At 72.2% G+C, this 24,977-nt stretch carries 21 protein-coding genes, 1 tRNA gene and 1 other RNA gene; 5 read left to right on the top strand and 18 right to left on the bottom strand.

Annotated elements, in window-relative coordinates; all coding sequences use genetic code 11:
- Positions 1 to 38 precede the first annotated feature (38 nt).
- The 5 genes from L0965_RS04465 to ffs form a co-directional block, all read right to left on the bottom strand.
- Complete coding sequence (locus L0965_RS04465; protein ID WP_101305792.1) at positions 39 to 2,582, bottom strand: glycoside hydrolase family 65 protein; 2,544 nt, start codon at positions 2,580 to 2,582, stop codon at positions 39 to 41.
- 32 nt (positions 2,583 to 2,614) lie between these two features.
- Positions 2,615 to 3,343 (bottom strand): HAD family phosphatase, encoded by a 729-nt coding sequence (locus L0965_RS04460; RefSeq protein ID WP_061782345.1) that lies wholly within the window; start codon positions 3,341 to 3,343, stop codon positions 2,615 to 2,617.
- A 67-nt stretch (positions 3,344 to 3,410) separates the two neighbouring features.
- A complete protein-coding gene (locus L0965_RS04455) occupies positions 3,411 to 4,601 on the bottom strand; it encodes an acetate/propionate family kinase (RefSeq protein WP_101305791.1) in 1,191 nt (396 codons plus the stop codon).
- Positions 4,598 to 6,748: a phosphate acetyltransferase gene (gene pta, locus L0965_RS04450; RefSeq protein ID WP_101305790.1), complete on the bottom strand. Its 2,151-nt coding sequence runs from the start codon at positions 6,746 to 6,748 to the stop codon at positions 4,598 to 4,600. The genes L0965_RS04455 and pta overlap by 4 nt, the downstream gene beginning before the upstream one ends.
- Positions 6,749 to 6,851: 103 nt before the next feature.
- Positions 6,852 to 6,948: signal recognition particle sRNA small type (gene ffs, locus L0965_RS04445), an RNA gene on the bottom strand.
- 82 nt (positions 6,949 to 7,030) lie between these two features.
- On the opposite strand from ffs, the gene L0965_RS04440 reads away from it, so the two are divergent.
- The 3 genes from L0965_RS04440 to L0965_RS04430 are packed head-to-tail and all read left to right on the top strand — an operon-like array spanning position 7,031 to position 11,515.
- On the top strand, positions 7,031 to 8,011 hold the full coding sequence (locus L0965_RS04440) for a MoxR family ATPase (protein ID WP_101305789.1): 981 nt from the start codon (positions 7,031 to 7,033) through the stop codon (positions 8,009 to 8,011).
- Between the two features lie 8 nt (positions 8,012 to 8,019).
- Complete coding sequence (locus L0965_RS04435; protein ID WP_232784000.1) at positions 8,020 to 9,294, top strand: DUF58 domain-containing protein; 1,275 nt, start codon at positions 8,020 to 8,022, stop codon at positions 9,292 to 9,294.
- The gene (locus L0965_RS04430; protein WP_101305788.1) at positions 9,281 to 11,515 is read left to right on the top strand and encodes a DUF3488 and transglutaminase-like domain-containing protein; all 2,235 of its coding nucleotides are present in this window, start codon (positions 9,281 to 9,283) and stop codon (positions 11,513 to 11,515) included. The genes L0965_RS04435 and L0965_RS04430 overlap by 14 nt, the downstream gene beginning before the upstream one ends.
- A gap of 36 nt (positions 11,516 to 11,551) precedes the next feature.
- Here the strand turns inward: L0965_RS04430 and L0965_RS04425 are convergent, their stop codons facing one another.
- The 3 genes from L0965_RS04425 to L0965_RS04415 all read right to left on the bottom strand — a co-directional run bounded on the left by L0965_RS04425 (position 11,552) and on the right by L0965_RS04415 (position 14,020).
- On the bottom strand, positions 11,552 to 12,961 hold the full coding sequence (locus L0965_RS04425; RefSeq protein WP_082734188.1) for a dicarboxylate/amino acid:cation symporter: 1,410 nt from the start codon (positions 12,959 to 12,961) through the stop codon (positions 11,552 to 11,554).
- A 212-nt stretch (positions 12,962 to 13,173) separates the two neighbouring features.
- A tRNA-Ser gene (locus L0965_RS04420) sits at positions 13,174 to 13,262 on the bottom strand.
- A gap of 47 nt (positions 13,263 to 13,309) precedes the next feature.
- Positions 13,310 to 14,020 (bottom strand): CoA pyrophosphatase, encoded by a 711-nt coding sequence (locus tag L0965_RS04415; protein WP_101305787.1) that lies wholly within the window; start codon positions 14,018 to 14,020, stop codon positions 13,310 to 13,312.
- Between the two features lie 69 nt (positions 14,021 to 14,089).
- Between L0965_RS04415 and L0965_RS04410 the strand changes: the two genes are divergently transcribed.
- Entirely contained in the window at positions 14,090 to 14,983 is an 894-nt protein-coding gene (locus L0965_RS04410) for a RimK family alpha-L-glutamate ligase (protein ID WP_101305786.1), read from the top strand.
- Between the two features lie 10 nt (positions 14,984 to 14,993).
- Here L0965_RS04410 and L0965_RS04405 read toward each other — a convergent pair whose 3' ends face one another.
- From L0965_RS04405 to L0965_RS04385, 5 genes are all read right to left on the bottom strand, one after another.
- Positions 14,994 to 16,679, bottom strand: coding sequence for an AarF/ABC1/UbiB kinase family protein (locus L0965_RS04405; RefSeq protein WP_101305785.1), 1,686 nt, complete (start codon positions 16,677 to 16,679; stop codon positions 14,994 to 14,996).
- A 5-nt stretch (positions 16,680 to 16,684) separates the two neighbouring features.
- Positions 16,685 to 17,287: a PadR family transcriptional regulator gene (locus L0965_RS04400; protein WP_061782340.1), complete on the bottom strand. Its 603-nt coding sequence runs from the start codon at positions 17,285 to 17,287 to the stop codon at positions 16,685 to 16,687.
- Positions 17,288 to 17,394: 107 nt separating this feature from the next.
- A complete protein-coding gene (locus tag L0965_RS04395; protein ID WP_101307170.1) occupies positions 17,395 to 17,949 on the bottom strand; it encodes an NYN domain-containing protein in 555 nt (184 codons plus the stop codon).
- Between the two features lie 79 nt (positions 17,950 to 18,028).
- The gene (locus L0965_RS04390; RefSeq protein ID WP_060959994.1) at positions 18,029 to 18,208 is read right to left on the bottom strand and encodes a hypothetical protein; all 180 of its coding nucleotides are present in this window, start codon (positions 18,206 to 18,208) and stop codon (positions 18,029 to 18,031) included.
- Positions 18,209 to 18,263: 55 nt separating this feature from the next.
- Positions 18,264 to 18,908, bottom strand: coding sequence for an NAD(P)H-binding protein (locus tag L0965_RS04385; protein WP_060959993.1), 645 nt, complete (start codon positions 18,906 to 18,908; stop codon positions 18,264 to 18,266).
- 63 nt (positions 18,909 to 18,971) lie between these two features.
- Here L0965_RS04385 and L0965_RS04380 point away from each other — a divergent pair, with 63 nt between their 5' ends.
- Positions 18,972 to 20,006: a beta-propeller fold lactonase family protein gene (locus tag L0965_RS04380; protein WP_101305784.1), complete on the top strand. Its 1,035-nt coding sequence runs from the start codon at positions 18,972 to 18,974 to the stop codon at positions 20,004 to 20,006.
- A gap of 71 nt (positions 20,007 to 20,077) precedes the next feature.
- Here the strand turns inward: L0965_RS04380 and L0965_RS04375 are convergent, their stop codons facing one another.
- The 5 genes from L0965_RS04375 to L0965_RS04355 form a co-directional block, all read right to left on the bottom strand.
- Positions 20,078 to 20,914 (bottom strand): SDR family NAD(P)-dependent oxidoreductase, encoded by an 837-nt coding sequence (locus L0965_RS04375; RefSeq protein ID WP_101305783.1) that lies wholly within the window; start codon positions 20,912 to 20,914, stop codon positions 20,078 to 20,080.
- 18 nt (positions 20,915 to 20,932) lie between these two features.
- A complete protein-coding gene (locus L0965_RS04370; RefSeq protein ID WP_101305782.1) occupies positions 20,933 to 22,243 on the bottom strand; it encodes an MFS transporter in 1,311 nt (436 codons plus the stop codon).
- A 147-nt stretch (positions 22,244 to 22,390) separates the two neighbouring features.
- Positions 22,391 to 23,692, bottom strand: a complete 1,302-nt coding sequence (locus L0965_RS04365) for a M18 family aminopeptidase (protein WP_101305781.1) — start codon at positions 23,690 to 23,692, stop codon at positions 22,391 to 22,393.
- A gap of 27 nt (positions 23,693 to 23,719) precedes the next feature.
- Positions 23,720 to 24,100 (bottom strand): DUF3054 domain-containing protein, encoded by a 381-nt coding sequence (locus tag L0965_RS04360; protein ID WP_060959988.1) that lies wholly within the window; start codon positions 24,098 to 24,100, stop codon positions 23,720 to 23,722.
- A 38-nt stretch (positions 24,101 to 24,138) separates the two neighbouring features.
- Entirely contained in the window at positions 24,139 to 24,921 is a 783-nt protein-coding gene (locus L0965_RS04355) for an isocitrate lyase/phosphoenolpyruvate mutase family protein (protein ID WP_061782338.1), read from the bottom strand.
- Positions 24,922 to 24,977: the final 56 nt, after the last annotated feature.

The following is a 24,977-nucleotide window of genomic DNA, read 5'->3' as shown; positions in this document are numbered from 1 at the left end:
CGCCGAAACGCGGGCACATCGGCGACCGGGTCGCACCGCTACGAGTCGATGCCGAGGTTCGCGTCGTCGCCCGCGACCGCACCGACCACCGGGATGCTGCCGGTGATCACCGGAATCGAGGTGGTCATCGTCGGGACCGAGGCCGACAGCAGTGTGCCGTCCTCACGCAGCGCCTCACCGATGTCGCTGATCGTGGGGCGGCCCGACAGCTCCGGCCCCTGGCCGCGCAACGGCACGACCACCGTGGCGCCCGGCTGCACGACGAGCGACTCGCCCCGCACCGAGAACGCGACGGGCTCGCCGGCACCGGCATCCACGCGCAGCTCGTCGGCGGTGATCTCGACCTTCAGGCTCGTCCCCTGCCACTGGAGGGAGAACGCGAGCGACGGCCAGTCCTTCGGCAGACGCGGGTCGAAGCTCAACTCGCCGTAGTGGTCGCGCATGCCGCCGAAGCCGGCGACGAGCGCGGTCCACACCCCGCCGGCCGACGCGACGTGCACGCCGTCCGCGGCGTTGTGATGCAGGTCGCCGAGGTCGACGAAGATCGACTGCGAGAAGTACTCGCGCGCGAGGTCCTGGTAGCCGACCTCCGCGGCGAGGATCGCCTGGACCACCGCGGACAGCGTCGAGTCGCCCGTGGTCAGCGGGTCGTAGTACTCGAAGTCGGCGAGCTTCTCCTCGTCGGTGAAGTGGTTGCCCTGCAGATACAGCGCCAGCACGACATCCGCCTGCTTCAGCACCTGGTAGCGGTAGATCACGAGCGGATGGAAGTGCAGCAGCAGCGGACGCTGCTCGCGCGGCGTGTTCTCGAGATCCCACACCTCGCGCTCGAGGAACACCTCATCCTGCGGGTGGATGCCGAGGCCCTCGCTGTACGGGATGTGCATGGCCTCGGCCGCGGCATCCCACGCGTCGGCCTCCGCCGGGTCGAAGGAGAGCCGCTCGACCATCTGCGCGTAGTGCTCGGGAGCGTCCTCTGCCATCTCGCGCACCGCACGCGCCGCGAAGCGCAGATTGAAGCGCGCCATCACGTTCGTGAACAGGTTGTCGTTGACGACCGTCGTGTACTCGTCCGGGCCGGTCACGCCGTGGATGTGGAACACCTCGGGTTGGCCGTCCTCGGTGAAGCGCCAGAAGCCGAGCGTCGCCCACAGCCGTGCCGTCTCGACGGCGATGTCGACGCCCTCGCGGTAGAGGAACTCGTCGTCGCCGGTGGCGCGCACGTACTTGGCGAGCGCGAAACTGACGTCCGCGTTGATGTGGTACTGCGCGGTGCCGGCGGCGTAGTAGGCCGACGCCTCCTCGCCGCTGATGGTGCGCCACGGGAACAGGGCCCCCGCCTCGTTGAGCTGCGCCGCACGACGACGCGCGGCCGGCAGCATGAGGTAGCGCATCCGCAGGGCGTTGCGCGCCCAGATCGGGGTCGTGTACATGAGGAACGGGAGCACGTAGATCTCGGTGTCCCAGAAATAGTGGCCGCTGTAGCCCGAGCCCGACACGCCCTTCGCGGGGACGCCCTGACCGTCGGCGCGCGCCGCGGCCTGCGCGAGCTGGAAGAGGCACCAGCGCGTCGCCTGCTGCAGGTCGTCGTGGCCGCCGATGACGACGTCGGAACGGTCCCAGAAGGCCGACATCCACTCGCGCTGACGCTCGAACTGGCGCTCGATGCCCTCGGCCGCCACGCGGTCCAGCGCGCGGCGTCCGCGGTCGACCAGCTCGCGAGCGGGCACCCCGCGCGACGTGTGATAGCTGACGAGCTTGGTGACCGTCACAGGCACCCCGGCCTTCGCCTGCACCCGGTAGACGTTCTTGGCGATGTCGGGCTCGATGAGCGTGCGCGACGAGTACTCGTTGTCCGTCTCGATCACGTGGTCGGCGACCACCGACATCGTCATCCCCGACGCGGTCACGCGGTAGGCGAGCGCGGCGCGGTCGCCCTCCTGCCAGTACTCCTCGGGCTGGAGCACGCGGTCCTCGATCTTCTCCGCCTTGCGCGGATCGAATCCCTTCGCGGTGCCGCCGCCGGGAGCCGAGCCCCCGTACACGTCCTCGCCGTCCTGACGGTTGATGATCTGGCAGCTCACCGTGATCGGGGCGTCGCTGTTGAGCACCGTGACCGTGACACGCATCACGGCGAGGTGGCGCTCTTCAAACGAGACCATGCGCTCGAAATCGATGACGACGTCCTTGCCGCTGGGGGTCATCCAGCGCACGTGGCGCGTGAGGAGCCCGTTGCGCATGTCGAGGGCGCGCTCGTACTCGCGGATGTCGGCGACGTCGAACGACAGGGGCTCGTCGTCGACGTAGACGCGCATGACCTTGGCATCCGGCGCATTGATGATCGTCTGGCCGACCTCGGCGAAGCCGTAGGCCTGCTCCGCGTGGCGGATCGGGAAGATCTCGTGGAACCCGTTGATGAACGTGCCGTGCTCGTGGGCATGGCGGCCCTCGGGCTGGTTGCCTCGCAGGCCCAGGTAGCCGTTGCCGAGCGCGAACAGCGTCTCGGTGACGCCGACGTCGTCGAGCGAGAAGCGCTTCTCCACCAGACGCCACGGGTCGATCGGGAAACGGTCGCGATCCATCCTGTCCATCCTTCCGTCGGACTGGTCGGTCATCAGGCGACGAACGCCGCGAGGTCGTCGACGACGAGCGTCGCGCCGAGGTCGAGCAGCGCCTGGGCACCCGCGCCGCGGTCGACGCCGACCACGAGCCCGAACCCGGCCGCCACGGCGGAGGCGACGCCCGAATGCGCGTCTTCGACGGCGGCGCTGCGCGCCGGGTCGACGCCGAGCATGCGGGCCCCGGCGGCGAACATGTCGGGCGCGGGCTTGGAGCGCAGCCCCTCGCGCGCCGAGACCACTCCGTCGACGACGACGGGGAAGAAGTCGCGGATGCCGGCCGCGGCCAGCACCTCCTCGGCGTTCTTGGAGCTCGAGACGACGCCGATCGGCGTCCCCGCCGCGCGCAGCTGTTCGAGGAGCGCCAGAGAGCCCGGGTAGGGCGCGATGCCGTCGGCGCGCAGGACACGCGCGAACACCTCGTTCTTGCGGTTGCCGATGCCGCAGACGGTGTCCGCGGAGGGATCGTCGTCCGGATCGCCCCAGGGCACCTCGACGTCGCGCGAGCGCAGGAGGCTCGCGACGCCGTCGTAGCGCTGCTTTCCGTCGAGGTACCGGAAGTAGTCCTCTTCCGTGTACGCGGGCTCGATGCCCCACGCGGAGAACAGTTCCGTGAACATCGATTCCCACGCGTGCATGTGCACCTCGGCGGTCGGGGTCAGCACGCCGTCGAGGTCGAAGAGCACGCCGTCGAGAGCGCTGAGGTCGGGAAGGTCGGCTGTCACGGATTCAGCGTAGTGGGCAGGTGCGGACGTCGCGTATCGGTGAGCCGCGTCGCGGCGGATCGGCCGGTCAGTCGGCCACGACCGCGAGCGTCTGACGGGCGATCTCGAGCTCCTCGTTGGTCGGCACGACGAGCACCGTGACGCTCGAGTCGTCGGTCGAGATCGTGCGGATGCCGCGTTCGCGGGCCTCGTTGCGCTCCGCGTCGACACGGATACCGAGGAATCCCAGCGTCGCCAGGGCCTCCGCACGCACGAGCGGCGAGTTCTCCCCCACCCCGGCCGTGAACGAGATCACATCCACCCCGCCGAGCTGCGCGATGTAGGCGCCGATGTACGCCCGCAGCCGGTGGATGTAGACGTCGAAGGCGAGCATGGCCGCACCGGCGCCCTCCTCGCGGCGGTCCTCGATGTCACGCATGTCGGAGACACCGGCGAGACCGACCATGCCGCTGCGCTTGTTGAGGAAGTCGTCGAGGTCTCCGGGGCTCATCTCCTCACGCCGGGCGAGCACGAGCAGCACGGAGGGATCGAGGTCGCCGGAGCGCGTCCCCATCACGAGCCCCTCCAGCGGCGTCAGCCCCATCGAGGTGTCGACGGAGTGCCCGCCGTCGATCGCGGTGATCGAGGCGCCGTTTCCCAGGTGCAGCACGAGCTGCTTGAGCTCGCGCAGCGGCCGTCCCACATAGTCGGCGGCGGCCTCGCTGACGAACTTGTGGCTGGTGCCGTGGAAGCCGTAACGGCGGATGCGGTGCTTGCGCGCGATCGTCTGGTCGATCGCGTAGGTGTAGGCGGCCGGGGGCAGCGTCTGGTGGAACGCGGTGTCGAAGACCGCGACGTGCGGCAGGGCGGGGAAGGCCGCGCGTGCTGCGCGGATCCCCTGCAGCGCTCCGGGGTTGTGCAGCGGCGCGAGCACCGAGAGTTCGTCGATGTTGATCTCGACGAGGTCGTCGATGAGCGTCGGACGGAAGAAGCGCGCGCCGCCCTGGACGACGCGGTGGCCCACGGCCGACGGCGGGGTCTCGACGAGCGACGGGCCGTATTCCTCGAACGCGTCGAGCATCACGCGGAAGCCGGCGGTGTGGTCGGGGATGGGCAGCTCGCGCGTGTGGTCGGCATCCCCCGTCTTGTGCCGGGCCGACCCGATCTCCTGTCCGATGCGCTCGACGAGTCCCGATGCGAGCGCCGTCTGCGACTCGACGTCGACGAGCTGGTACTTGAACGACGAGGAGCCGCTGTTGATGACGAGGACGACGGTCATGCGTTGTTTCCCTGCTGCTGGTTCTGCGCCTGGATCGCGGTGATCGCGATCGTGTTGACGATGTCTTCGACCAGCGCACCGCGCGACAGGTCGTTGATCGGCTTGTTGAGCCCCTGGAGGACGGGGCCCATGGCGACCGCGCCCGCCGAGCGCTGCACGGCCTTGTAGGTGTTGTTGCCCGTGTTGAGGTCGGGGAACACGAACACGGTGGCCCGCCCCGCGACGGCGGAATCGGGCATCTTCGCCTTGGCGACGGCGGCGTCGGCGGCCGCGTCGTACTGGATCGGTCCCTCGACCAGCAGCTCCGGTGCGCGCTCGCGCACGAAGGCCGTGGCCTCGCGGACCTTGTCGACGTCCTCACCCGAACCCGACTCGCCGGTCGAGTAGGAGAGCATCGCGATACGCGGGTCGATGCCGAACTGGCGAGCGGTCGCGGCGGACGAGATCGCGATGTCGGACAGCTGCGTCGCCGTCGGATCGGGGATGACCGCGCAGTCGCCGTAGACGAGCACCCGGTCGGCGAGCGCCATGAGGAACACGCTCGAGACGACCGAGACGCCGGGCCGGGTCTTGATGATCTCGAAGGCGGGACGGATCGTGTGCGCCGTGGTGTGCGCGGCGCCCGAGACCATGCCGTCGGCCAGGCCGAGGTGCACCATCATCGTGCCGAAGTACGAGACGTCGGTGATGGTGTCGGCCGCCTTCTCGTACGTGATGCCCTTGTGCTTGCGCAGCTCCGCGTACTCCTCGGCGAAGCGGTGCACGATCTGGGGGTCGAAGGGGCTGAGCACCTGTGCGGCGCCGAGGTCGAGGCCGAGCTCGACGGCCCGGCCGCGCACCTCGGCCTCGTCGCCGAGGATCGTGAGGTCGGCGATGCCGCGGGCGAGCACCGTCGCCGCAGCCTTGAGCACGCGGTCGTCGCCGCCCTCGGGCAGCACGATGCGCTTGCGTCCCGTGCGGGCGCGCTCCAACAGCTGGTACTCGAACATGAGCGGCGTGACCACGGTGGAGTGGGCGAGGCCCAGCGCGCGCGTGAACTCGTCGGTGTCGACGTGCTGCTCGAACAGGGCCAGGGCGGTGTCGAACCGGCGCTGCGAGCCGGCCGCGAGACGACCCCGGGTGCCCATGACCCGCACCGCGGTGTCGTAGGTGTCGAGGTCGGTCTGGATGATCGGCAGCGGCGAGTCGAGGCCGACCATCAGGTCCTGGACCGCCGGCGGGAGCGGGAACGGGCCGTTGAGGATGATGCCCGCGATCGACGGGAACGTCCCCGACGAGTTGGCCAGCAGCAGGCCCAGCAGCACCTCGGTGCGGTCGGCGGGGACGATGACGATGGCGCCCTCGGTGAGTCGCGGAAGGATGTTGTTGAGCGACATGCCGGCGACGACGACGTCGAGCACCTCGCGCACGAGCAGGGCCTCGTCGCCGCGCAGCAGCGTGCCGCCGAGGGTCAGCATGATGTCGCGCACGGCGGGAGCGACGAGGAACACGTCCTCGGGGATGGACCACACGGCCACGTCGGCCTCGCGACTGCCGTCGACGGCCGGGATGTCGCGCACGACCTCGCCGATCGCCGCGTTGATCTCGTCCAGGTGGTCGGGGTCGGCGCGGTTGGTGATCACCGCGAACAGCTCGGCGCGCTGGTGCGTGATGTCGGTGAGCGCGAGCGCGGTGAGCTGCGCCAGCTGCTGCGGCGTGCGCGCCTCGCTGACCCCGAGACGGTCGCCTTCGTGGCCGCGCCCGTTGAGCACGACGAGCACCGGCGCGCCGAGGTTCGCGGCGATGCGCGCGTTGTAGCCGAGCTCGCTCGTGGAGCCGACGTCGGTGAAGTCACTGCCGACGACGACGACCGCGTCGCACTTCGCCTCGACGGCCTTGAACCGCTCGACGATGCGCGAGAGCGCGGCATCCGGGTCGTTGCGCACGTCGTCGTAGGTGACGCCGACCGCCTCCTCGTAGTCGAGGTCGACGCCGATGTGGTCGAGCAGCATCTCGAGCACGTAGTCGCGCTCGTCGATGGAGCGCGCGATGGCGCGGAACACCCCGACCCGCGGAGTGGAACGGCTTAGCGCGTCCAGCACTCCGAGAACGATCGTGGATTTTCCGGACAGGCCCTCGGTGGAGGTGATGTAGATGCTCTGCGCCACGGGTTCCAGCCTAGGCGGGGCCCCCGCGGGGCCGTGAGGGATCTGCCGGAGAAAACCTTCCGGCGGGACGGAAGCACGGCGCGGTCCGTACCCCGTCGGGCAAAAGAAAGACTCTCCGCGAACCCGGCAGAGCCCGGTTACCCTTGCTACGTTTCCGTCCTGGGGGAGTTGGCCTGGATGCCGTCTCGCGGAGAGCTACATGCGAGTTTACCCGACGTCGCGCCCGCGGCTCGCCAGCCGGGTTAGCATCGAGCAAGCACCGCCGCTGAGACAGGGAGACGCATGCCCGACCACCCGCTCACCGCCGCCACGTTCGCCCGGGCCGCCGAGGCGGTCGAGACCTCCGTCACGCGCGTGATCGACGGCAAGCCGGATGCCGTGCGCGCCGCGCTGGTCTGCCTGCTGGCCGAGGGCCACCTCCTCATCGAGGACGTGCCGGGGGTCGGCAAGACCATGCTGGCGCGGGCCCTGGCCTCCTCGATCGACGCGAGCGTGCGCCGCATCCAGTTCACCCCCGACCTTCTGCCGGGTGATGTGACCGGGGTCAGCGTCTACAACCCGGTGGACCGCGAGTTCGAGTTCAAGCCGGGGGCGATCTTCGCGCAGATCGTCATCGCCGACGAGATCAACCGTGCCTCCCCCAAGACCCAGTCCGCTCTCCTGGAGGCGATGGAGGAGCGTCAGGTGACCGTCGACGGCACCAGCCACCGGCTGGCCGATCCGTTCCTCGTCGTCGCCACGCAGAACCCCCTCGAGATGGAGGGCACCTACGCACTTCCGGAGGCGCAGCGCGACCGCTTCATGATGCGCATCTCCATGGGCTATCCGGATGCCGCGAGCGAAGCGCTCATGCTCCGCCAGCGCGAGACCGTCAACCCGCTCGACGGGGTGGCCCCCGTGCTCGGCGCCGCGGATGTGCGCGCCCTGATCGCGTGGGCACGCGGGGTGCACGTCTCCCCCGCCGTCGAGGAGTACACCGTGGGGCTCGCGCGCGCCACGCGCGAGCACCCGGATCTGCGGCTGGGCGCGAGTCCTCGCGCGACCCTGCAGCTGGTGCGCGCCGCCAAGGTGCGCGCCGCGCTCGACGGCCGCGAGTTCGTCATCCCCGACGACGTGGCCGCGCTCGTCGAACCGGTCTTCGCCCATCGCCTCATCGCCGCCCGCGGCACCGCGTCGGCGCGGGGGCGCTCGTCGGCCGACACCATCGCCGCCGTCCTGCGCGCGATCGTCGGGTCGGTGCGAGTGCCGCTGGCCACCCGCTGAGGCCGGTCGTGTCCGGCTGGCCTCTGACCGCGCGCGGCACCGGCGCGGTGCTGCTCGCGGCGGTGTGCGGGTTCCTCGCGCAGCGCTTCGGCATCGCCGAGCTCGCCTACGTCGGCGCGCTCCTCGCGATCGTCGTCGCCGTCAGCGCGGCGACGCTGTACCTGGTGCCCCGCTCGGCGCGCGTCTCCCGCTCGTTCTCACCCGACGTGGCGCCGGTCGGCACCGACGTCCGCGTGCGCCTCCGCGTGCGCACCCGCTCCTCCCTCCCCTCCAGCGAGGGCCGTTGGCGCGACCGGCTGCCGGACGGCATCGACGCGAGCCCCGACGCCACCGCCGCGGGGCCGGCCGGCGTGTTCCCGGCGACCGCCTCCGCCGTGGCCGGCACCGAGGGCGTCGAGCTCGTCTACTCGGCGCGGGCGATGCGCCGCGGCATCCGCACGGTCGGGCCCCTCTCCGTCGTCTCGACCGATCCCTTCGGCTTCACCCGCCGGCGGCGCTCGGTCGGTGACGGCTCTCCGCTCGTGATCGTGCCGGAGGTCGTGGAGCTCGGGCCGCTGAGCGATCTGCCCGGCGACGCCGGCGGCAGCACCCGCAGCGTCGTCGACCGTCTCGGGCAGGGGGCCGACAACCTCATCCCGCGCACCTACGCACCGGGCGACTCGATGCGCCGCATCCACTGGCGCGCCAGCGCCCACCGCGACGAGTTGATGGTGCGACAGGAGGAGCAGGAGACGACGCCCGAGGCCGTCGTCGTGCTCGACCGCGGCGCACCCCGCTGGCCCGTCGAGGCGGCGCGCGCCCCGGGAGGCGACCCGGGCTTCGAGATCGCCGTGTCGGCATGCCTGTCCGCGACGGCGCTGCTGGTGCGCGAGGGCTACCTCGTGACGGTGATCGACGCGGACGGCGCCGTGCTGGCCGATCCCATCGAGGGCGGCGACGGCGGCGGCGTCGAGCAGCTGGCCATCGCGCTGGCGACCGTGACGGCACGACGCGACCTCCCCCTCGACGCCCTGGTGCGCCTGTTCACGGGTATCTCTGCCGGTCCCGTCGTGCTCGTCACCGGCGCGATCGACGACGCGGATGCCGCGGCGCTGGCTGCGCTGCCCCATCACAGCACGCTGCCGGTGCTTCTGACCGTGGCGGCCTCCGAGGCGGCGCGTGCTCGCACCGTCGACACCGGGTGGCGGCTCGGCGTCATCGCTCCGGGCGCCGACCTCGCATCGGCGTGGTCGGATGCCGTCGCCGCGACCAGCACGCGAGGGGGCGGCCGTGCCGTCGCGTGAGGGCCGCCGGCGGCGGACGGCGCAAGGCGGAGAGCTGCGACTCTCCCTCGCTCTCTGGCTCGGACTGCTCGCCACCCTCGTGCCGCTCACGCGCGTCGTGCAGAGCGGCTCGTGGCTGTGGGGCGCGGGCGGCCTGCCGCTGGCGCTCCTGACGATCGGCTACGTGCTGCGCCGGCTGCGGGTCGCGGCGACCGTGGTGACGCTCATCGAGCTCGCGGTGTGGGCCGGCGCCGTCACGGCCGTCTTCTTCCCCCGCGATGCGCTCCTCGGCGTCATTCCGACGGGGACGCTCGTCGAGGCGGTGCCGCGCATGATCGCCGCGGCATCCACGTCGATCGCCGACGGCATCGCTCCGCTGACGGCGACGACGCCGTTGACCTTCGTGATCGTCGCCTCGCTCGGGCTGCTGACCATCGCGCTCGACCATGTCGTCGTGACGGCGCGGATGCCGCTGCTCGCGAGCGTCGCGCTGGTCGCCGTGTGGCTGATCCCCGCGATCGCCGTGCCCGCGGGCGTCGACGTCGTCGCCTTCGTGCTGCTGGCCGTTGCGGTGCTCCTGTTGATCCGGGCGGAGACGCGCACCCGCGAGTCGCGGGCGCCGCGTCGGGCGGGAGGCGTCTCCGCCGTCGCGGTGACCATCGGCGCGGTGGCGATCGTGACGGCTCTCGCGCTCGGGCCGACGATCCAGGCGGCCACGCCGGCGGCGGGGCCCGGCACGGCCACCATGATCGACCCGTCGTTGGATCTCGGCGCCGACCTGCGCCGCCAGAGCGATGCGACCGTGCTCACGATGCGCAGCGACAGCTCCGTCGTCCCCTACCTCCGCGTCGCGACGCTCTCCGTCTTCGACGGCGCCGTCTGGCAGCCCGATCGCACGAGCACGGTCGATCTCGGCGGCGAGCCGCTGGAGCGTCTCGAGGTCGGCCCCGACATCACCGTCGCGCAGGAGCGCACGACCATCACCGTCAAGAACCTGGCCACGGCCTACGCGCCCGTCCCCTACGCGGCCGCGCAGGTCGACGGCCTCGTCGGGTCGTGGCGGTTCGTGCCGTACAACCGCACGGTCATGGGCTCGCAGGGCGCGACCCAGGGGCAGGAGTACACCGTCCTCGCGGATGTCGCCCGCCCCACCCTCGAGCAGATCCGCGCGACCTCCGCGGGCGGCACGGGGCTGCGGATCGAGGTCGACTCGGTGCCCGCCGACACCCCGCCCATCATCGGCGCGCTCGCCCGCGAGGTCACGGCGTCGGCGACCACCGACTACGACAGACTCATCGCCCTGCAGGACTGGTTCCGCGGCCCCGCGTTCACCTACTCGCTCGACGCTCCCGTGCAGGAGGGCTTCGACGGCCAGGGATCGGATGCGGTCGCCGCGTTCCTCGAGGCCAAGACGGGCTACTGCGTGCATTTCGCGGGCGCGTTCGCGCTGATGGCGCGAAGCCTCGGCATGCCCACCCGCATCGTCGTGGGCTTCCTTCCGGGCGCGTTCACCGGTCAGGTCGTCGACGGCGAGCGCGTCGTGAACGTCACCGGCAGCCAGCTGCACGCGTGGCCCGAAGTGTACTTCCGCGGAATCGGCTGGGTGCCGTTCGAGCCGACGAAGAGCCTCGGCACGGCGACACGGTTCCAGAGCGCCGCGTCGAGCGGCACCGACGCGCCCACGAGCGCGCCGACCGCGTCGCCGACCGCCGCGGCCACGACGGCTCCCACCGACAGTGTGAACGATCCGGCCGAGACCGCGCCCGCGGATGCCGCCGGTGCGGGGGCGGCCCTCATCGATCCCCGGCCGGTGCTCGGCGTCGTCGCCGCCGTGATCGTCCTGGCGATCCTGCCGGCCGCGGCCGGCGCCGCGCGGAGGATGCTCCTCCGGCGCCGCGCCAGTGTGGCCGCCGCCTGGCGGCTCGTGCAGGACACCGCGATCGACGCGGGCGTGCCCGTGTCGTCGTCCCAGACGCCGCGGGCCTTCGGCGCCGTGCTCGTGGCGTCGGCCGACGCGCCGCCCGATGCCGTGTCCCGGCTGGTCTCCGCGGTGGAGCGCGCGAACTACGCCGCGGGAGCGGGGGCGGATGCCGGTGCGCGCGCCGTCGAGGACGCCCTCGGCATCCGCGCCGCGATGCTCGCCGCGATGACGCCCGCTCGGCGCGCGCGCGTGATCGCGCTGCCCCGCTCGCTGCTCATCCGGCCCGGGTCGGCCTTCGCCGACCGCGACGCCCCGGCCTGATCGGTACCGGGGCGTCGCGGGGCGAGAGCCGAGGGGTCAGCTCCGCGACAGTGCCGGGGCGCTCTCGGCGTCGTCCGCCGAGTCGTCCGCGAAGGGCTCCCCGTCGCGGGGCGCGTCGTAGAGCGCGCGGTCGAGGATGCCTTCGCGCTTCGCGACGATCGTCGGAACGAGCGCCTGCCCGGCGACGTTCACCGCGGTGCGGCCCATGTCGAGGATGGGATCGATCGCGAGCAGCAGTCCGACGCCTTCCAGCGGCAGGCCGAGCGTGGACAGCGTGAGCGTCAGCATGACCGTCGCGCCCGTCGTCCCCGCCGTCGCGGCCGATCCGACCACCGACACCAGCGCGATGAGCAGGTACGACACGATGTTCAGCTCGATGCCGAAGAACTGCGCGACGAAGATCGCGGCGATGGCGGGGTAGATCGCGGCGCAGCCGTCCATCTTGGTCGTCGCGCCGAGCGGCACGGCGAACGACGCGTACTCGCGCGGCACGCCGAGGTTGCGCTCGGTCACCCGCTCGGTCAGCGGCAGCGTGCCGATCGACGACCGCGACACGAAGCCGAGCTGGACAGCGGGCCACACGCCGGAGAAGTACTGCTTGATCGACAGCCCGTGGCTCTTGATGAGGATCGGGTACACGACGAACAGCACCAGCACCAGGCCGGCGTAGACGGCGACCACGAACCACACGAGCGTGAGCAGCTTGTCCGTGCCGTACTGCACCACCGCGGACGCGATGAGCCCGAGGGTGCCGAGGGGCGCGATGCGGATGATCCACCACAGCACGCGCTGGACGATCTTCAGTGACGACTGCGTGAATGCGACGAACGGTTCCGCGCGGGCGCCGATCTTCAGCGCCGCGATGCCGACGGCCACCGAGACCACGATCACCTGGAGGACGTTGAAGCCCACCGTCGACGTCACGGCACCGGTGGCGGCATCCGCCGAGCTCGAGACGGTGAGACCGAGGACGTTCTGCGGGATCAGGCCCTTGAGGAAGTTCCACCAGGTGCCGACCGTGTACGGGTCGGCGGTGGTCAGCTGGTCGTGCGCGACGCGGTTGCCGGGCTGGATCGTGACGCCCAGGACGATGCCGATCGTCACCGCGATCAGCGCCGTGATGCCGAACCAGAGCAGCGTCTGCCCGGCCAGGCGTGCGGCGTTCGTGACGTTGCGCAACTGGGTGATGCTCGCGACGATGGCGAGGAAGATCAGCGGCACGACGGCCGCCTTCAGCAGCGTGACGTACCCGTTTCCGATGGTCGACAGCGTCGCCGTCAGTCCGTTCGGGCCTCCCGCGGCATCCGGACCCAGGTTCAGCGCGAGGACGCCGAGCAGGATGCCGGCGATCAGCGCGATCGTGATCTGGAAGCCGAACGACCGGTAGAACGGCTTCTTCGGCTTGGGCGGACGCGCGGCGGGCGCGGTGGTGCTGGTGGAACTCATGAGGGGGATATCTCCAGATTGACGGATGCCGGGTGGAGCGGCGGCCGCGGCGGCGACCACGGAGGATCACCCGACTCGTGAGGCCAACCTCGTCCTCATCCACCGTATTCCCGGCTTCGTAGCCAGATCGCGTCCGCGCGGGCGAACGGCCGGCCCTTGCGTACGGGAATGACGATGAGCCCCACCATGGAGAGGTGGGGCTCATCTCGGAGCGGAAGTGACAGGATTTGAACCTGCGAGGCGAGTTACCCCGCCTACATGGATTCCAGCCATGCTCCTTAGGCCGCTCGGACACACTTCCGCCGACGATCCTATCAGCCGCGGGGAAGCCTCGATGTCGACCGAGGGTCAGGACGGCAGCGGGATACGCCGGGTCCGATCGCCGAGATCCCACGGCTCGGTCCAGCCGAGGCGGTCGAACAGGGCATCGAGCAGCATCGCCGTGAAGCCCCACACCAGGTGCCCCTGGACCTCGAACGCCGGTCCGCGCCAGACGCGGCCGTCGCGCTCGATCACCGTGACGGCGCGGTTGCGCGGGTCGAGCAGGTCCGCGACGGGGGCGCGGAAGACCGCGGCCGACTCGGCGTCGTCCACGACGCGGACGGGCGACGGATGCCGCCACCACCCGAGCACGGGCGTGACGAGGTGACCCGAGAACTCGAGGGGAACCGAGGGGAGCGCCCCCAGCACCTCCACGCCCGCGGGGTCGAGCCCCGTCTCCTCCTCCGCCTCGCGCAGCGCGGCCGCGATCGGCCCGGCATCCCCGGGGTCGAGACGACCGCCGGGGAAGGCGACCTGGCCGGGGTGGGCACGTAGCGTCGTGGCACGCTCGAGCAGCAGCACATCGAGCTCGCGCGAGACCGCGGCATCCTGCGCGTCGTGCGCACTGGGCACCGCATCGAGCACGCCGAACAGGATGAGCACGGCGGCGGGCCGCGCCGATGCCGGGGCGGGCAGCTCGCGCAACGGCACGCTCCAGCCCTCGCCGCCGGCGGCGAGCGCGATCAGCTCGGCCCGTGCTCCCCCGCCCGCGGGGTCGAGAGCAGGTTCTGAGGGCACCCGTTCAGGCTACGGCCTCCCGGCGGCGGACGGCGCGGGGGCGGGCCCGCCCGTCGATAGGGTGGAGCGGTGAGCTCGCCTGCGCCGCGCATCGGCATCGTCGTGACGGACGCCTACTCCGACGAAGACCCCGACCACGACACCCCGCTGCTGCTCGACGCTCTTCGCAGCCGCGGCGCCGCGGCGGACGCCGTGGTCTGGCATGACGATCGCGTCGACCTCGCCGCGTTCGACCTGCTCGCGATCCGATCACCGTGGGACTACCCCGAGCGTCCCGCGCAGTTCCAGGCATGGCTCGACCGCGCGGAGGCGTCCACGCGTGTCGTGAACGCCCCCGCGACCATGCGCTGGAACCTCGACAAGCACTATCTGGCCGAGCTGGACGGCGCGGGCATCCGCGTGGTGCCGACCGCCTACGCGCGGAGCGTCGACGACGCCCGCGCGGCCCTCGGCGCCCACGAGCGCGTCGTCGTGAAGCCATCGGTGTCGGCGGGGGCCCGCGACACCGGGCTGTTCGACGCCGCCGACCCAGGGGCGCTCGCCCTCGCCGCACGGATCATCGACGGCGGCGGCACGGCGATGATCCAGCCCGAGGTGGCGGAGCTCTCGCGCGGATGGGAGAAGGCCCTCTACCTCGTCGACGGCGTCTTCACCCACGCGATCTCGAAGGGTGCGCTGCTGGAGGTGGGCGGCGGTCTCATCGGCGGCGTGTACGAGGAGCATCCCGAGCAGGTCCCCGCGTTCGACGACGAGATCGCCTTCGCGACCGAGGTCGTGCGCGCGGTGCAGACCGTGACCGGCGGCCCCCTCCCCCTGTACGCCCGCATCGACACGGTGCGCTCGCGCCGCTACGGGCTCGTGCTGCTGGAGGTCGAGCTCGTCGAGCCCGCCCTGAACCTGCACGTGGCGCCGCACGCGACGCCCGCTGTCGTCGACGCGCTCCTGCGCGCCGCCGCGCACTGACGCGGCGGCCTCACCGTCGGGATCGACCCGACCGCGGCAGCAGAGTCATGACGAGCGGCACGACGGATGCCGCCATCAGCACGGTTCCGAACACCCCGTCCGTGGCGCGCAGCAGGATGCCGGCGATGAGGAGGATGCCGAACACCATCGCCGTGAGCCCTCGCGAGGCGATCCGCTCCAGACGGTCCAATCGCCGCTCCAGCCGCGACATGTCGACGGCGACCGTGCCCTCCTCGAAACCCGTGATGAGGCCGTCGAGACGCCCCGGCAGCCGCCACGAGGTGGCCAGCACCTCGCCGACCTGGGCGAGGGCGTCCTTGACGACGTTGCCGCCCTCGTCGCGCAGCACCTGGCCGGCGAACGGTTCGACGCTCTCCCAGATGTTGAACTCGGGGTCGAGCGTGCTGCAGACGCCCGACGTCAGCGAGATCGCGCGGATGATCAGCAGGAAGTTCTCCGGCAACTGGAACGGAAGGGTCCGCACGACGTCGCCGAACTCCTCCGCGAAGTCGCGGAACTCGCGCGGATCGACCTCGCGCAGCTGCGCGAAGCCCATCCCGCCGAAGCGCGCGAACAGCTTCGCGTAGGCGCGCTCGAGGTCACGGGTGTCGGCGCCGGGCAGGAGCGCACCGACGTCGAGGATGCCCTGGACCAGACGCTTGCTGTCGCGCGCGGCGACCGCCAGCAGCACGGTGCGCAGCCCCGAGCGCAGCCGCGTGTCGACCGTGCCCATCATCCCGAAGTCGATGAAGGTGAGCGTCCAGGGCGGCGCCGCGGCATCCGCCGACGCCGGTCGCGGCGTGACGAACACGTTGCCGGGGTGGGGGTCGGCGTGGAAGAAGCCCGTGCGGAACAGCTGGGTGAACATCGTCGTCGCGAAGGCGTGCGCGACCTCGGACGGGTCGATCCCCGCGGCGCGCAGGGCGTCGACGTCGGAGATCTTGATCGCCGTGACGTCCTCGAGCGTGAGCACCTTGCGGGTCGAGCGCTCCCAGACGACCTCCGGGACGGCGACCCGGGCATCGGCGGCGGTGTCGGCGGCGAAGCGCTCGGCGTTCTGCGCCTCGTGGAGATAGTCGATCTCCTCGAGGGAGGTCGCCGCGAACTCCTCCGCGAGCGCCGGGGCGTCGACCCGGTCGGACACCAGCCGCACGCGGCTCAGCCAGCCCGCGACTCGGCGGAGGGCGGCGAGGTCGACCTCGACGATCTCATCGATCCCGGGCCGCTGCACCTTGACGATCACCGCGCCGTAACCGGTGAGCGTCGCATCGGCCGGCGTGAGCCGCGCGCGGTGCGCCTGCCCGAGGGATGCCGCCGCCACCGGCGACTCGTCGAACCAGGCGAACGCCCGTTCGAGGGGCACGCCCAGCTCGGCCTCGGCGGCCGCGCGGATCAGCGCGAACGGCACCGGCGGCACCTCGTCCTGCAGCCCTTCCAGCTCCTGCGTGATCTCCGGCGGCAGCACGTCCAGCCGCGACGACATGAACTGCCCGACCTTGATCATCAGGCCGCCGAGGTCGACGGCGAGCGCGTGGAAGCGGCGTGCGATGCGCTGCATCCGGGCGCTGCGCGAACGTTCGGCCAGTCGGCGCAGCCCGACGCGCGGGAGGAACAGGTCGTACCACCAGGTCTGCGCCAGCGACAGTGCGGCGAAGCGGAGGATGCGCCGGTATCGCGCGCGGGACCCGGACGGCACGCCGGTCAGTCCTGCGCGAGGAGGGCGTAGATGCGGCGACGCGCCTCGTCGAGCACATCCACGGCCTGCTGCACCTGCGCGGGCGTGCCGGTGCGTCCGACCTGGGCGACGGCCTGCGCGAGCTCGAACCCGGCCTTGGGCAGCGCGCTCATGCGCCCGCCGTCGCGCTGGCCCGGCGTCTCCCACGGCGCCGTCCGCTCCGCGGCCGCGTCGGCCTCGGCGCGACCCGCGTCGGTGAGGCTGTAGGTCTTGCGCCCGTTCGCCTCCTCGGCGGCGATCAGGCCCTCATCGGCGAGCATCTGCAGGGTCGGGTACACCGAGCCCGCACTGGGCTTCCACGCCCCGCCGCTGCGCTGCTCGATCTCCTGGATGATCTGGTAGCCGTGCATGGGCTGTTCGGCGAGCAGCGCGAGCACCGCCGCGCGCACGTCCCCGCGTCCCATGCGCGGGCCGGTGCGCTGCTCGAACGACGCGCGGAGGTTCTCCATCGCGTCCCACATGCCGCCCGGACCTCCGCCGAATGCTCCCGCGCCGAACCCGCGCCCGCCGAAGCCGTGGGCTCCCGGCCGGCGTCCGCCGAAGTCTGCACCTGCGAATGAGTCGTTCATGATGCCTCCCGATGTCGCGTCGACGATTCGACGATAGTCAACGATATATCGTTCGTCTGTGTGCGGGCTTGGAATCCGAGCAGCGGCGCGGGCGGCGCGACGCGGTCTCAGCCGAGGAACTGCAGCGGATCGAACTCCTCGATCGGGATGACCCGCACCCGCGGCAGGACGGCGTCGAACGCGTGCACGTCGTACTCGAGGTCGAAGAACTCCAGGCCCGGCACGGCGGCGAACTCGCTGCTGCGGAACTCGTGGAATCCGATGAGGCCCACCCGCCGCTCCTCGTCGGCGAGGACGGCGAGGTCGTCGACGAAGTCGCGATCATGGCTGACGAGCACGACGTCGCCCCCGCGATCGCGAAGCGCGCGGAGGGTCCGCTGGATCGCCAGATCGACCACCTTCGCGTCGCTCGGACCCGACAGGGGCACGGGCGTGTAGCCGAGCGCGAGCAGCGCCTGCACGAACGGCATCGGCAGGTGCGTCGAGGCGTTGAGGAAGAACAGCCCGCGCACCGGCTGCTGCCACCGCTCCTCGAGGAACCCGAGGAGGCGGTCCCAGCGCGGTCGCTCGTCCGGTTGCGGTCGACGACCGAGGATCGATCCGCCGAGCGTGGCGTCGATGTTCTCACCGTCGACGAGGATCCAGCTGGTCCGTTCCGTCACGTTGCCTCCCTCGGCATCCACGCGTCCTCTCGCGGTCCGCGCCCCTCGACCGTAGCAGCGGGCACGGAGCGGGCGGCGATCAGTCGTCGCCGCGGGCGAAGGCGCCACGCAGGAAGAAGAACACGATCACGGCGACCACGAGCACGACGCCGATCTTCGCGATGAACCACAGCACGCTGAAGACCACGTTCACCAGCACCCACGCGATGAGGATCGCCACGACGACCCCGACGACGGTCCCGAGAGTGCTCCTGCTCATGGTTCCAGCGTAGACGCTGACGCGCGCGGGCGACCGGGATGCCGCGGCTCGGAGCTCAGCGCCGAAGCGCCGACGCGATGGGGGTCGCGCCCGCGTTGAAGCGGATCGTCCGCCCGACGGTCGACGGCTCGTCGATCACCGCGGCGATCACGGCCGCGACGTCGGCGCGCGACACCGACGCGCTCCGTTCGGCATCCACGTCGATGAGCCCCGTCGGCGGGTCGAGCGTCAGCGCCGACGGCGCGACGATCGTGTAGGCGAGGCCGCTGGCGCGCAGGTGCTCGTCCGCGGCGGCCTTGGCCTCGGCATACGCGTAGAACCCGTCCTCGGGGTCGACGCCGTGATCGGGCCCCGCGCCGAAGTACGACACCATCACGAAGCGAGAGACCCCCGCGGCACGCGTGGCGTCGATCGTTCGGATCGCCGCGTCGCGGTCGACCGCGTAGGTACGGGCGGCGTCTCCCCCGCCCGCGCCCGCCGACCACACGACGACGTCGAAGCCGCTCACGAGCCCGGTGAGCCGGTCGAGGTCGAAACGCTCGACATCCGCGACGAGCGGGTGCGCGCCGGTGGCGGAGACCTCGTCCTCGTGGGCGGGGTTGCGGATGACGGCGGTGACCTCGTGGCCCCGGTCGGCCAGGAGCGGCTCGAGGAGCAGGGCCACCTTGCCGTGTCCGCCGATGAGCAGGATGCGCGCCATGGTCAGTCCTCCGGTCGTCGCTGCGGTGGCTCCAGCGTACGCGCCGCCGCCTACGCTGGAGCCATGACCGCAACGACTCCCCTCGTCCTCGTCGCCAACGCCGCGGACGGCTCGATCTCGACCTTCCGCCTCGCCGACGGCGCCCTCGAGCGGCTCGCCGTCACCGAGGGACTGACCGGATGCTCGACCTTCGCCGTCGACGCCGCGCGCGACCTGGTCTACGCGGCGGTCAAGGGCGAGCCCGCCGGGATCGTGACCCTCGCGCTCGATCGCGAGAGCGGTCGGCTGACGACGGTGTCGCGACTCGACCTGCCGGGCGGCGGCATGAACTACCTGGCGCTCACGCGCGACGGCACCGCCCTCCTGGGCGCGAGCTACGGCGGCGGCTACGGCATCAGCTGCCCCGTCGCGGACGGCTCCGTCGGCGCGCCGGTCTCGCGGATCGCCTACCCGAACCTGCATTCCGTGCTCGCCAGCGCCGACGGCCGCTTCGCGTACTTCGTCTCGCTCGGAGCCGACCTCGTCGCCCAGTACGCCCTCGCCGACGACCTCTCGCTCGTCCCGCTCGAGCCCGCGACCGCCGCGGCCTCGGCCGGCAGCGGCCCGCGCCACCTGGTGCTCAACGACGCGCAGGATGCCGTGTACGTGCTGACCGAGTTCTCCGGCGAGGTGCTGCACTACCGCCGCGACACCGCCGCGGGAACGCTCGAGCTCGTGGGCGCGGCATCCGCCTTCGACCGGTCGAAGGGCCTCGGCCACAGCGAGTTCGGCGCCGACCCGCTCGCCCATCACTACATCTGGGGCGCCGACCTGCACTGGGGCACCGACGGCGCGGTGCTGTGGGCGTCGGAGCGCACCGAGAGCACGCTGGCCGCGGTGCCGGTCGCCGCCGACGGGACGGTCGCGGATGCCGAGTCGTTCACCGTGACCGAGCCGCAGCCTCGCGGCTTCGCCACGGGCCTCGGGGGGCGCTACCTCGTCGCGGCCGGGGAGAAGTCGACGACCGTCACGCTCTACGCGGCGGACGGCGCGCAGCTCGAGCGCCGCCAGCGCGCCGAGACCGGCCGCGGCGCGAACTGGGTGCGCTTCGTCGAGTGACCGCCGGTTCGTCCGTCCCGCTCCGCCGCTTCCGCGCCGCCGTGGCGACCACGCGGGACGGATGAACGAGGTCAGAGACCGACCATCTCCGCACTGCGCTCCCACAGGCGCCCCGCCATCACCGGATCGGCGGCGAGCGGCGAGGTCCGGGCCGGGCGGTTGGCCTCGTAGTAGCCGCCCGACTCCCAGTCCAGACCGGGCTTGCCGAGCGCCAGCCAGGCCAGTCGCGCGCCGCCGACGTCCACCGACGTCAGCAGCCGGCTCGTGACCGGGTTCGTGTACAGGAACCGCCAGGCGCCCTTCGCGGTCGACGCGAAGCTGCTGCCGATCACCCCCGGGTGGAAGGCGGCCGCCGCGACCCCGTCGCCGCCCCAGCGCCGGGCGAGCTCCTTCGTGAACAGCACGTTCGCCAGCTTCGCGTTTCCGTAGGCCGCACTGGCGGAGTAGCGCCGTTCGGCGTTGAGGTCGTCGATGTCCCAACGGGCGAAGCGGCGTGCGGCGACGCTCGAGGTCTGGATGACCGAGGCTCCGCTATCGACCAGGCGCTCGCGCAGCAGGTTCGTGAGCAGGAACGGCGCGAGGTGGTTGGTCTGGAACGTCGCCTCGAGCCCGTCGACCGTCACCGTGCGGTCGCCGAAGATGCCGCCGGCGTTGTTGGCGAGCACGTCGATGCGCGGATGGGCGGCGAGCAGCTCGTCCGCGAGCGCGCGCACCTCGGCGAGCACGGCGAAATCGGCGACGTGGAACGGCATGCCCAGCTCGCCGGCGACCTGCTGCGTGCGACGCCGGTCACGGCCGACGATCACCACGCGCTGCCCGGCCAGCACCAGCTGACGCGCGGCGGCGGCGCCGATGCCACTGCTGGCCCCCGTGATCACGATCGTGCGGGCTGCGGCATCCTCTGTCATGGGTCGCGAGTCTACGCGTCAGCGCACGCGGGCGCGTTCGTCCGTCCCGTCGTGCCGCCACGCCGCCGGCACAGCGACCTCGCCGGACGGATGGACGGGTGCGACCGGGCGGCGGCGTTCGATCGCGACGTTCCACGCGCCGAGCGCGAGCACGATCGCGGCGGCGACGGCGGGCACGACCATCGCGACGCCCACCGACACCTGCTCGGCCAGCCAGCCCGTGAACGCGGCCGACAGCGCCTGCGCCAGCGTCAGCGCCGAGCTCAGCAGCGTCATGGTCGTCGCCGAACGGCCCTGCGGCGCGCGGTGGCCGGCGAGGGAGAACAGCGTCACGAGGGTCGGCCCCACGCCGAGCCCCATCACCAGCAGCCACACCGCCACGGCGCCCAGCCCCGCCGCGGTCGCGTACCCGATGGATGCCGCGGTCAGCACGGCCGCGAACGCCAGCCACCGGTGACGCAGCGCGAAGCGCGCGGGAAGCAGCACGACGCCGAGCGCGAGGACGGCCGAGCCGATCCCCATCAGGCCGTAGAGCAGACCGGCCTGCGCCTCGTCGCCGGCGTCGCGGGCGACGGCGGTCAGCGAGGTGAGCGTGGAGCCGAAGAACATGCCGACGGCGAAGGTCGCCGCGACGAGGACGAGCAGGGGCCGCGTCAGGACCGCGCGGAACGAGGCGCGCTCCGCATCGGCGTCGGCGCGGCTCTGCAGCATCCGGGCCGTGGGGTGCAGCGCGAAGGCGAGCACGAACCCGAAGCTCAGGGCGGCCGCGATCGCGATGGGCGCCCACGGCGCGATGAGGGCGGCGAGGATGCCGACGAGGAACGGGCCGATCACGAACGCGGTCTCATCCGCGGCCGACTCGTACGACATCAACCGCGCCGTGGTCGTCGTGCGGCGCTCCGGGGCGATGCGGGCCGCGACGATCGCGAGCAGGCGGCTGCGCGACATCGCGGCGGCCTGCGGACCGGTGAGCCCGATCGCGAGGGCGGCGGCGAGGACCACCCCTTCGGGCATCCCGCCGGTCGCGACGAGGGGGAACACGGCCAGCAGCAGACCGTTCGCGAGGCCGATCGGGACGAGCACACGGCGCTGGCCGTGGCGGTCGACGAGGTCGCCCATGATCGGACCGGCGATGACGACGCCGATGCCGACGGCCGCCGAGGTCAGCCCGCCGAAGCCGACGGAGCCGGTGGCGTGGACGACGAGCATCAGCACGCCGACGGTCATCATCGCGAACGGCAGACGCGCGATGAAGGCGATCGGCCAGTACGACCAGCCGGTGTGCGCGATCAGCGACTGCCGACCGCGTGCGGTCGAGGGGTGGTGCACAGAATCCTCCGGGACATCGGCTCGTTATTCACGTGCCGCCTTGCCCTCCGAATGGATCCGGGGCCGCGTTCCCGCCGCGACGTCGCGGCCGGATGGCTGGGTGGAGCAGGTAGATGCACTTCGCGTCCCCGTCGGGGACACAGCGCTTCAGTGTACCCGATGCGACCCGTCGGAGGCGAAGAACGCCGCCGCCACCCGCGTGAGCGCGTGGAGATCCGCCGTCCCGGCGAGCTCCCGCGCGGAGTGCATCGAGAGGATCGGGATGCCGACGTCGACCGTCCGGATGCCGAGACGCGTCGCCGTGATCGGGCCGATGGTCGACCCGCACGGCACGGCGTTGTTCGAGACGAACTCCTGCGAGACGACCCCGGCCGCGTCGCACCAGCCGTGCCAGGCGGCGGCGCCCGCGGCATCCGTCGCGTAGCGCTGGTTGGCGTTGATCTTGAGGATGGGGCCGCTGCCGAGCACGGGCTGGACGACCGGGTCGTGCTTGTCGGGGTAGTTCGGGTGCACCGAATGGCCGACGTCGCTCGAGACGCACCAGGATGCCGCGAGCGCCCGCAGCTGCTGGTCGCGATCGGCGCCGAGCCCGAGCTGGATCCGCTCGATGACGTCGGCGAGGAACGGCCCCGCCGCCCCGGAGCGGGTCGCGGAGCCGACCTCTTCGTGGTCGAACACGGCGAGCATCGCGATGTGGTCGGCGTCGGTGTCGGCAGCGGCGAGGGCGACGACCCCGGCGTGCACGGAGGCGAGGTCGTCGAGGCGTCCGCTCGCAAAGAACGCGTCGTCCTTGCCGAAGACCGCGCCCGGGGCCGCGTCGGCGGTGACGACGTCGTAGCCGCGGATGCGCGCGGCATCCACGCCGGCCGCGGCGGCGAGCGAGCCGAGCAGATCGGCGGATGCCGCGTCGCCCAGTCCCCACACGGGCTGGGTGTGGGCCTGCTTGTTCAGGGCGAGGTGGTCGTTCGCCTCGCGGTCGAGGTGGATCGCGAGCTGCGGCAGGCGCAGCAGGGGCCCGGTGGCGGCGAGCGCGGTCGTGCCGTCGTCGAGGACGAGGCGGCCGGCGAGGCGCAGCTCGCGGTCGAGCCACGAGTTCAGCAGCGGTCCGCCGTAGATCTCGACGCCCGCCTGCAGCCAGCCGAGGCGGCCCGTCGTGGGCTTCGGCTTGAGCTTGAAGGCCGGCGAGTCGCTGTGCGCACCGAACACCCGCACCGGCGTCGCGGCGTCCGCCCGTGTGGGCACGACCCACGCGATGACGGCGCCGTCGCGGACGACAAGGTGCTTGCCGCCGGCAGCGTGCGGCCACGCCTGGTCCTCGGCGAGCGCCGTGAACCCGGCATCCCGAAGCCGTCGCGCGACCTCCGCGGCGGCGTGGAAGCTGGACGGCGAGGCGGCGACGAACGCGGCCAGATCCTCGGCGTGGGCGCGGATCGCGGTGGAGTCGGGCATCGTCTCAGCGTAGTTCGCGGGGGCGCCTCACGCGGCGCGGCGCCGCGTCGTGGCCCGGCGCAGCAGCAGCGCGACGAGCCGCCAGCCGAGGAGGAACACCGCGAGCACGATGCCCGCCACGATCACGAACGAGACCGCGATGCCCTGACCGGACGCCACCCGCAGCAGCATGCCGCCGACGAGGGTCACCGCCCACACGGGCAGGCCGGTGCGCCCGAGGGCGAACGGCGCCTTCCACCCCTGGGCGATCAGCCATCCCAGCACGAGGGCGGCGAGGAACGGCCAGGCCGTCGTCGCGAGCCCCGTCCAGACGTCGGAGTCGTGGCTGGCCCGGCCGACGGCGGCGAAGGTGATCACGAGCGCGACGTCGAGGGCGGCGGCGAGCAGGAGGGAGGCGGAACGCGACATGCCTCCATCCTCCTCCCCCGTCGCCGGCCTGCCGTCCGTCAGTTCAGCGCGCGTGTCCCCTCGGGGATCACCCCGTCGGCGTAGAGCTGGGCGGCGACGTCCTGGAACGCGGTCAGCGCGACGCGCTGCGTCAGCGGACCGTACGAGATGCGGGCGACGCCGAGCTTCTCGTAGTCGGCGGCCGCGAGCGCGCCGGGCAGGCCGATCACGCTGACGGCGCGCTCGCCGATGCCCGCGACCAGCTGGGCGGTCGCGTCGGCGTCGAGCACGCCGGGGACGAACACCGAGGTCGCGCCCGCCTCGAGGAACGCGCGACCGCGGGCGATCGCGTCGGCGATCGACTCCGCCGGCGGGCGTTCTCCGCCGCGCACGATCGCGTCGGTGCGTGCGTTCAGCGCGAACGGCACGCCCTCGGCCGCGGCGGCGGCGACCGCGGCGGCGACCCGCGCGACCGACTCGTCGAAGGGGCGCAGGCGGTCTTCCATGTTGGCGCCGACGATCCCCACGCCGATGGCGCGGCGAACCGTCTCGCCGGGCTCGTCGTAGCCGTCGTCGAGGTCGGCGCTGACCGGCACCTCGCCCGCGACGGACACGATGCGCCCGACCATGTCGAGCGTCGTCTCCAGCGGGATGGTGCCGTCGGCGTACCCGAAGGATGCCGCGATCGAGTGGCCGGCGGTGGCGAGGGCGCGGGTCTCGGGCAGCGCGAGCACCGCCTGCGCGGAGACGACGTCCCAGACGTTCACGACGCGGAGGATCTCGGGGGCGGTGTACAGGTCGCGCAGGCGCTGAGCGCGGGCGGCCGTGGTGTCATCGGTCATGACCTCAGCCTGTCGCGCGCGGCGCCTCCTCGCCAGGTCTTGACAGCGGACCCACG

The sequence above is a fragment of the Microbacterium sp. NFH-22A-Y genome, from assembly GCF_021401375.1.
Classification (GTDB): domain Bacteria; phylum Actinomycetota; class Actinomycetes; order Actinomycetales; family Microbacteriaceae; genus Microbacterium; species Microbacterium hominis.
This window is presented reverse-complemented; position numbering and strand designations above follow the sequence as displayed.

Bases quoted from the DNA above. Each gene is read 5' to 3' on its own strand.
- L0965_RS04400 (WP_061782340.1), bottom strand. From the start codon at position 17,287: ATGAACGACTCATTCGCAGGTGCAGACTTCGGCGGACGCCGGCCGGGA.
- L0965_RS04385 (WP_060959993.1), bottom strand. From the start codon at position 18,908: ATGGCGCGCATCCTGCTCATCGGCGGACACGGCAAGGTGGCCCTGCTC.
- L0965_RS04455 (WP_101305791.1), bottom strand. From the start codon at position 4,601: ATGACCGTCGTCCTCGTCATCAACAGCGGCTCCTCGTCGTTCAAGTAC.
- L0965_RS04355 (WP_061782338.1), bottom strand. From the start codon at position 24,921: ATGACCGATGACACCACGGCCGCCCGCGCTCAGCGCCTGCGCGACCTG.
- L0965_RS04380 (WP_101305784.1), top strand. From the start codon at position 18,972: ATGACCGCAACGACTCCCCTCGTCCTCGTCGCCAACGCCGCGGACGGC.
- L0965_RS04465 (WP_101305792.1), bottom strand. From the start codon at position 2,582: ATGGATCGCGACCGTTTCCCGATCGACCCGTGGCGTCTGGTGGAGAAG.
- L0965_RS04360 (WP_060959988.1), bottom strand. From the start codon at position 24,100: ATGTCGCGTTCCGCCTCCCTCCTGCTCGCCGCCGCCCTCGACGTCGCG.
- L0965_RS04425 (WP_082734188.1), bottom strand. From the start codon at position 12,961: ATGAGTTCCACCAGCACCACCGCGCCCGCCGCGCGTCCGCCCAAGCCG.
- L0965_RS04440 (WP_101305789.1), top strand. From the start codon at position 7,031: ATGCCCGACCACCCGCTCACCGCCGCCACGTTCGCCCGGGCCGCCGAG.
- L0965_RS04390 (WP_060959994.1), bottom strand. From the start codon at position 18,208: ATGAGCAGGAGCACTCTCGGGACCGTCGTCGGGGTCGTCGTGGCGATC.
- L0965_RS04375 (WP_101305783.1), bottom strand. From the start codon at position 20,914: ATGACAGAGGATGCCGCAGCCCGCACGATCGTGATCACGGGGGCCAGC.
- L0965_RS04365 (WP_101305781.1), bottom strand. From the start codon at position 23,692: ATGCCCGACTCCACCGCGATCCGCGCCCACGCCGAGGATCTGGCCGCG.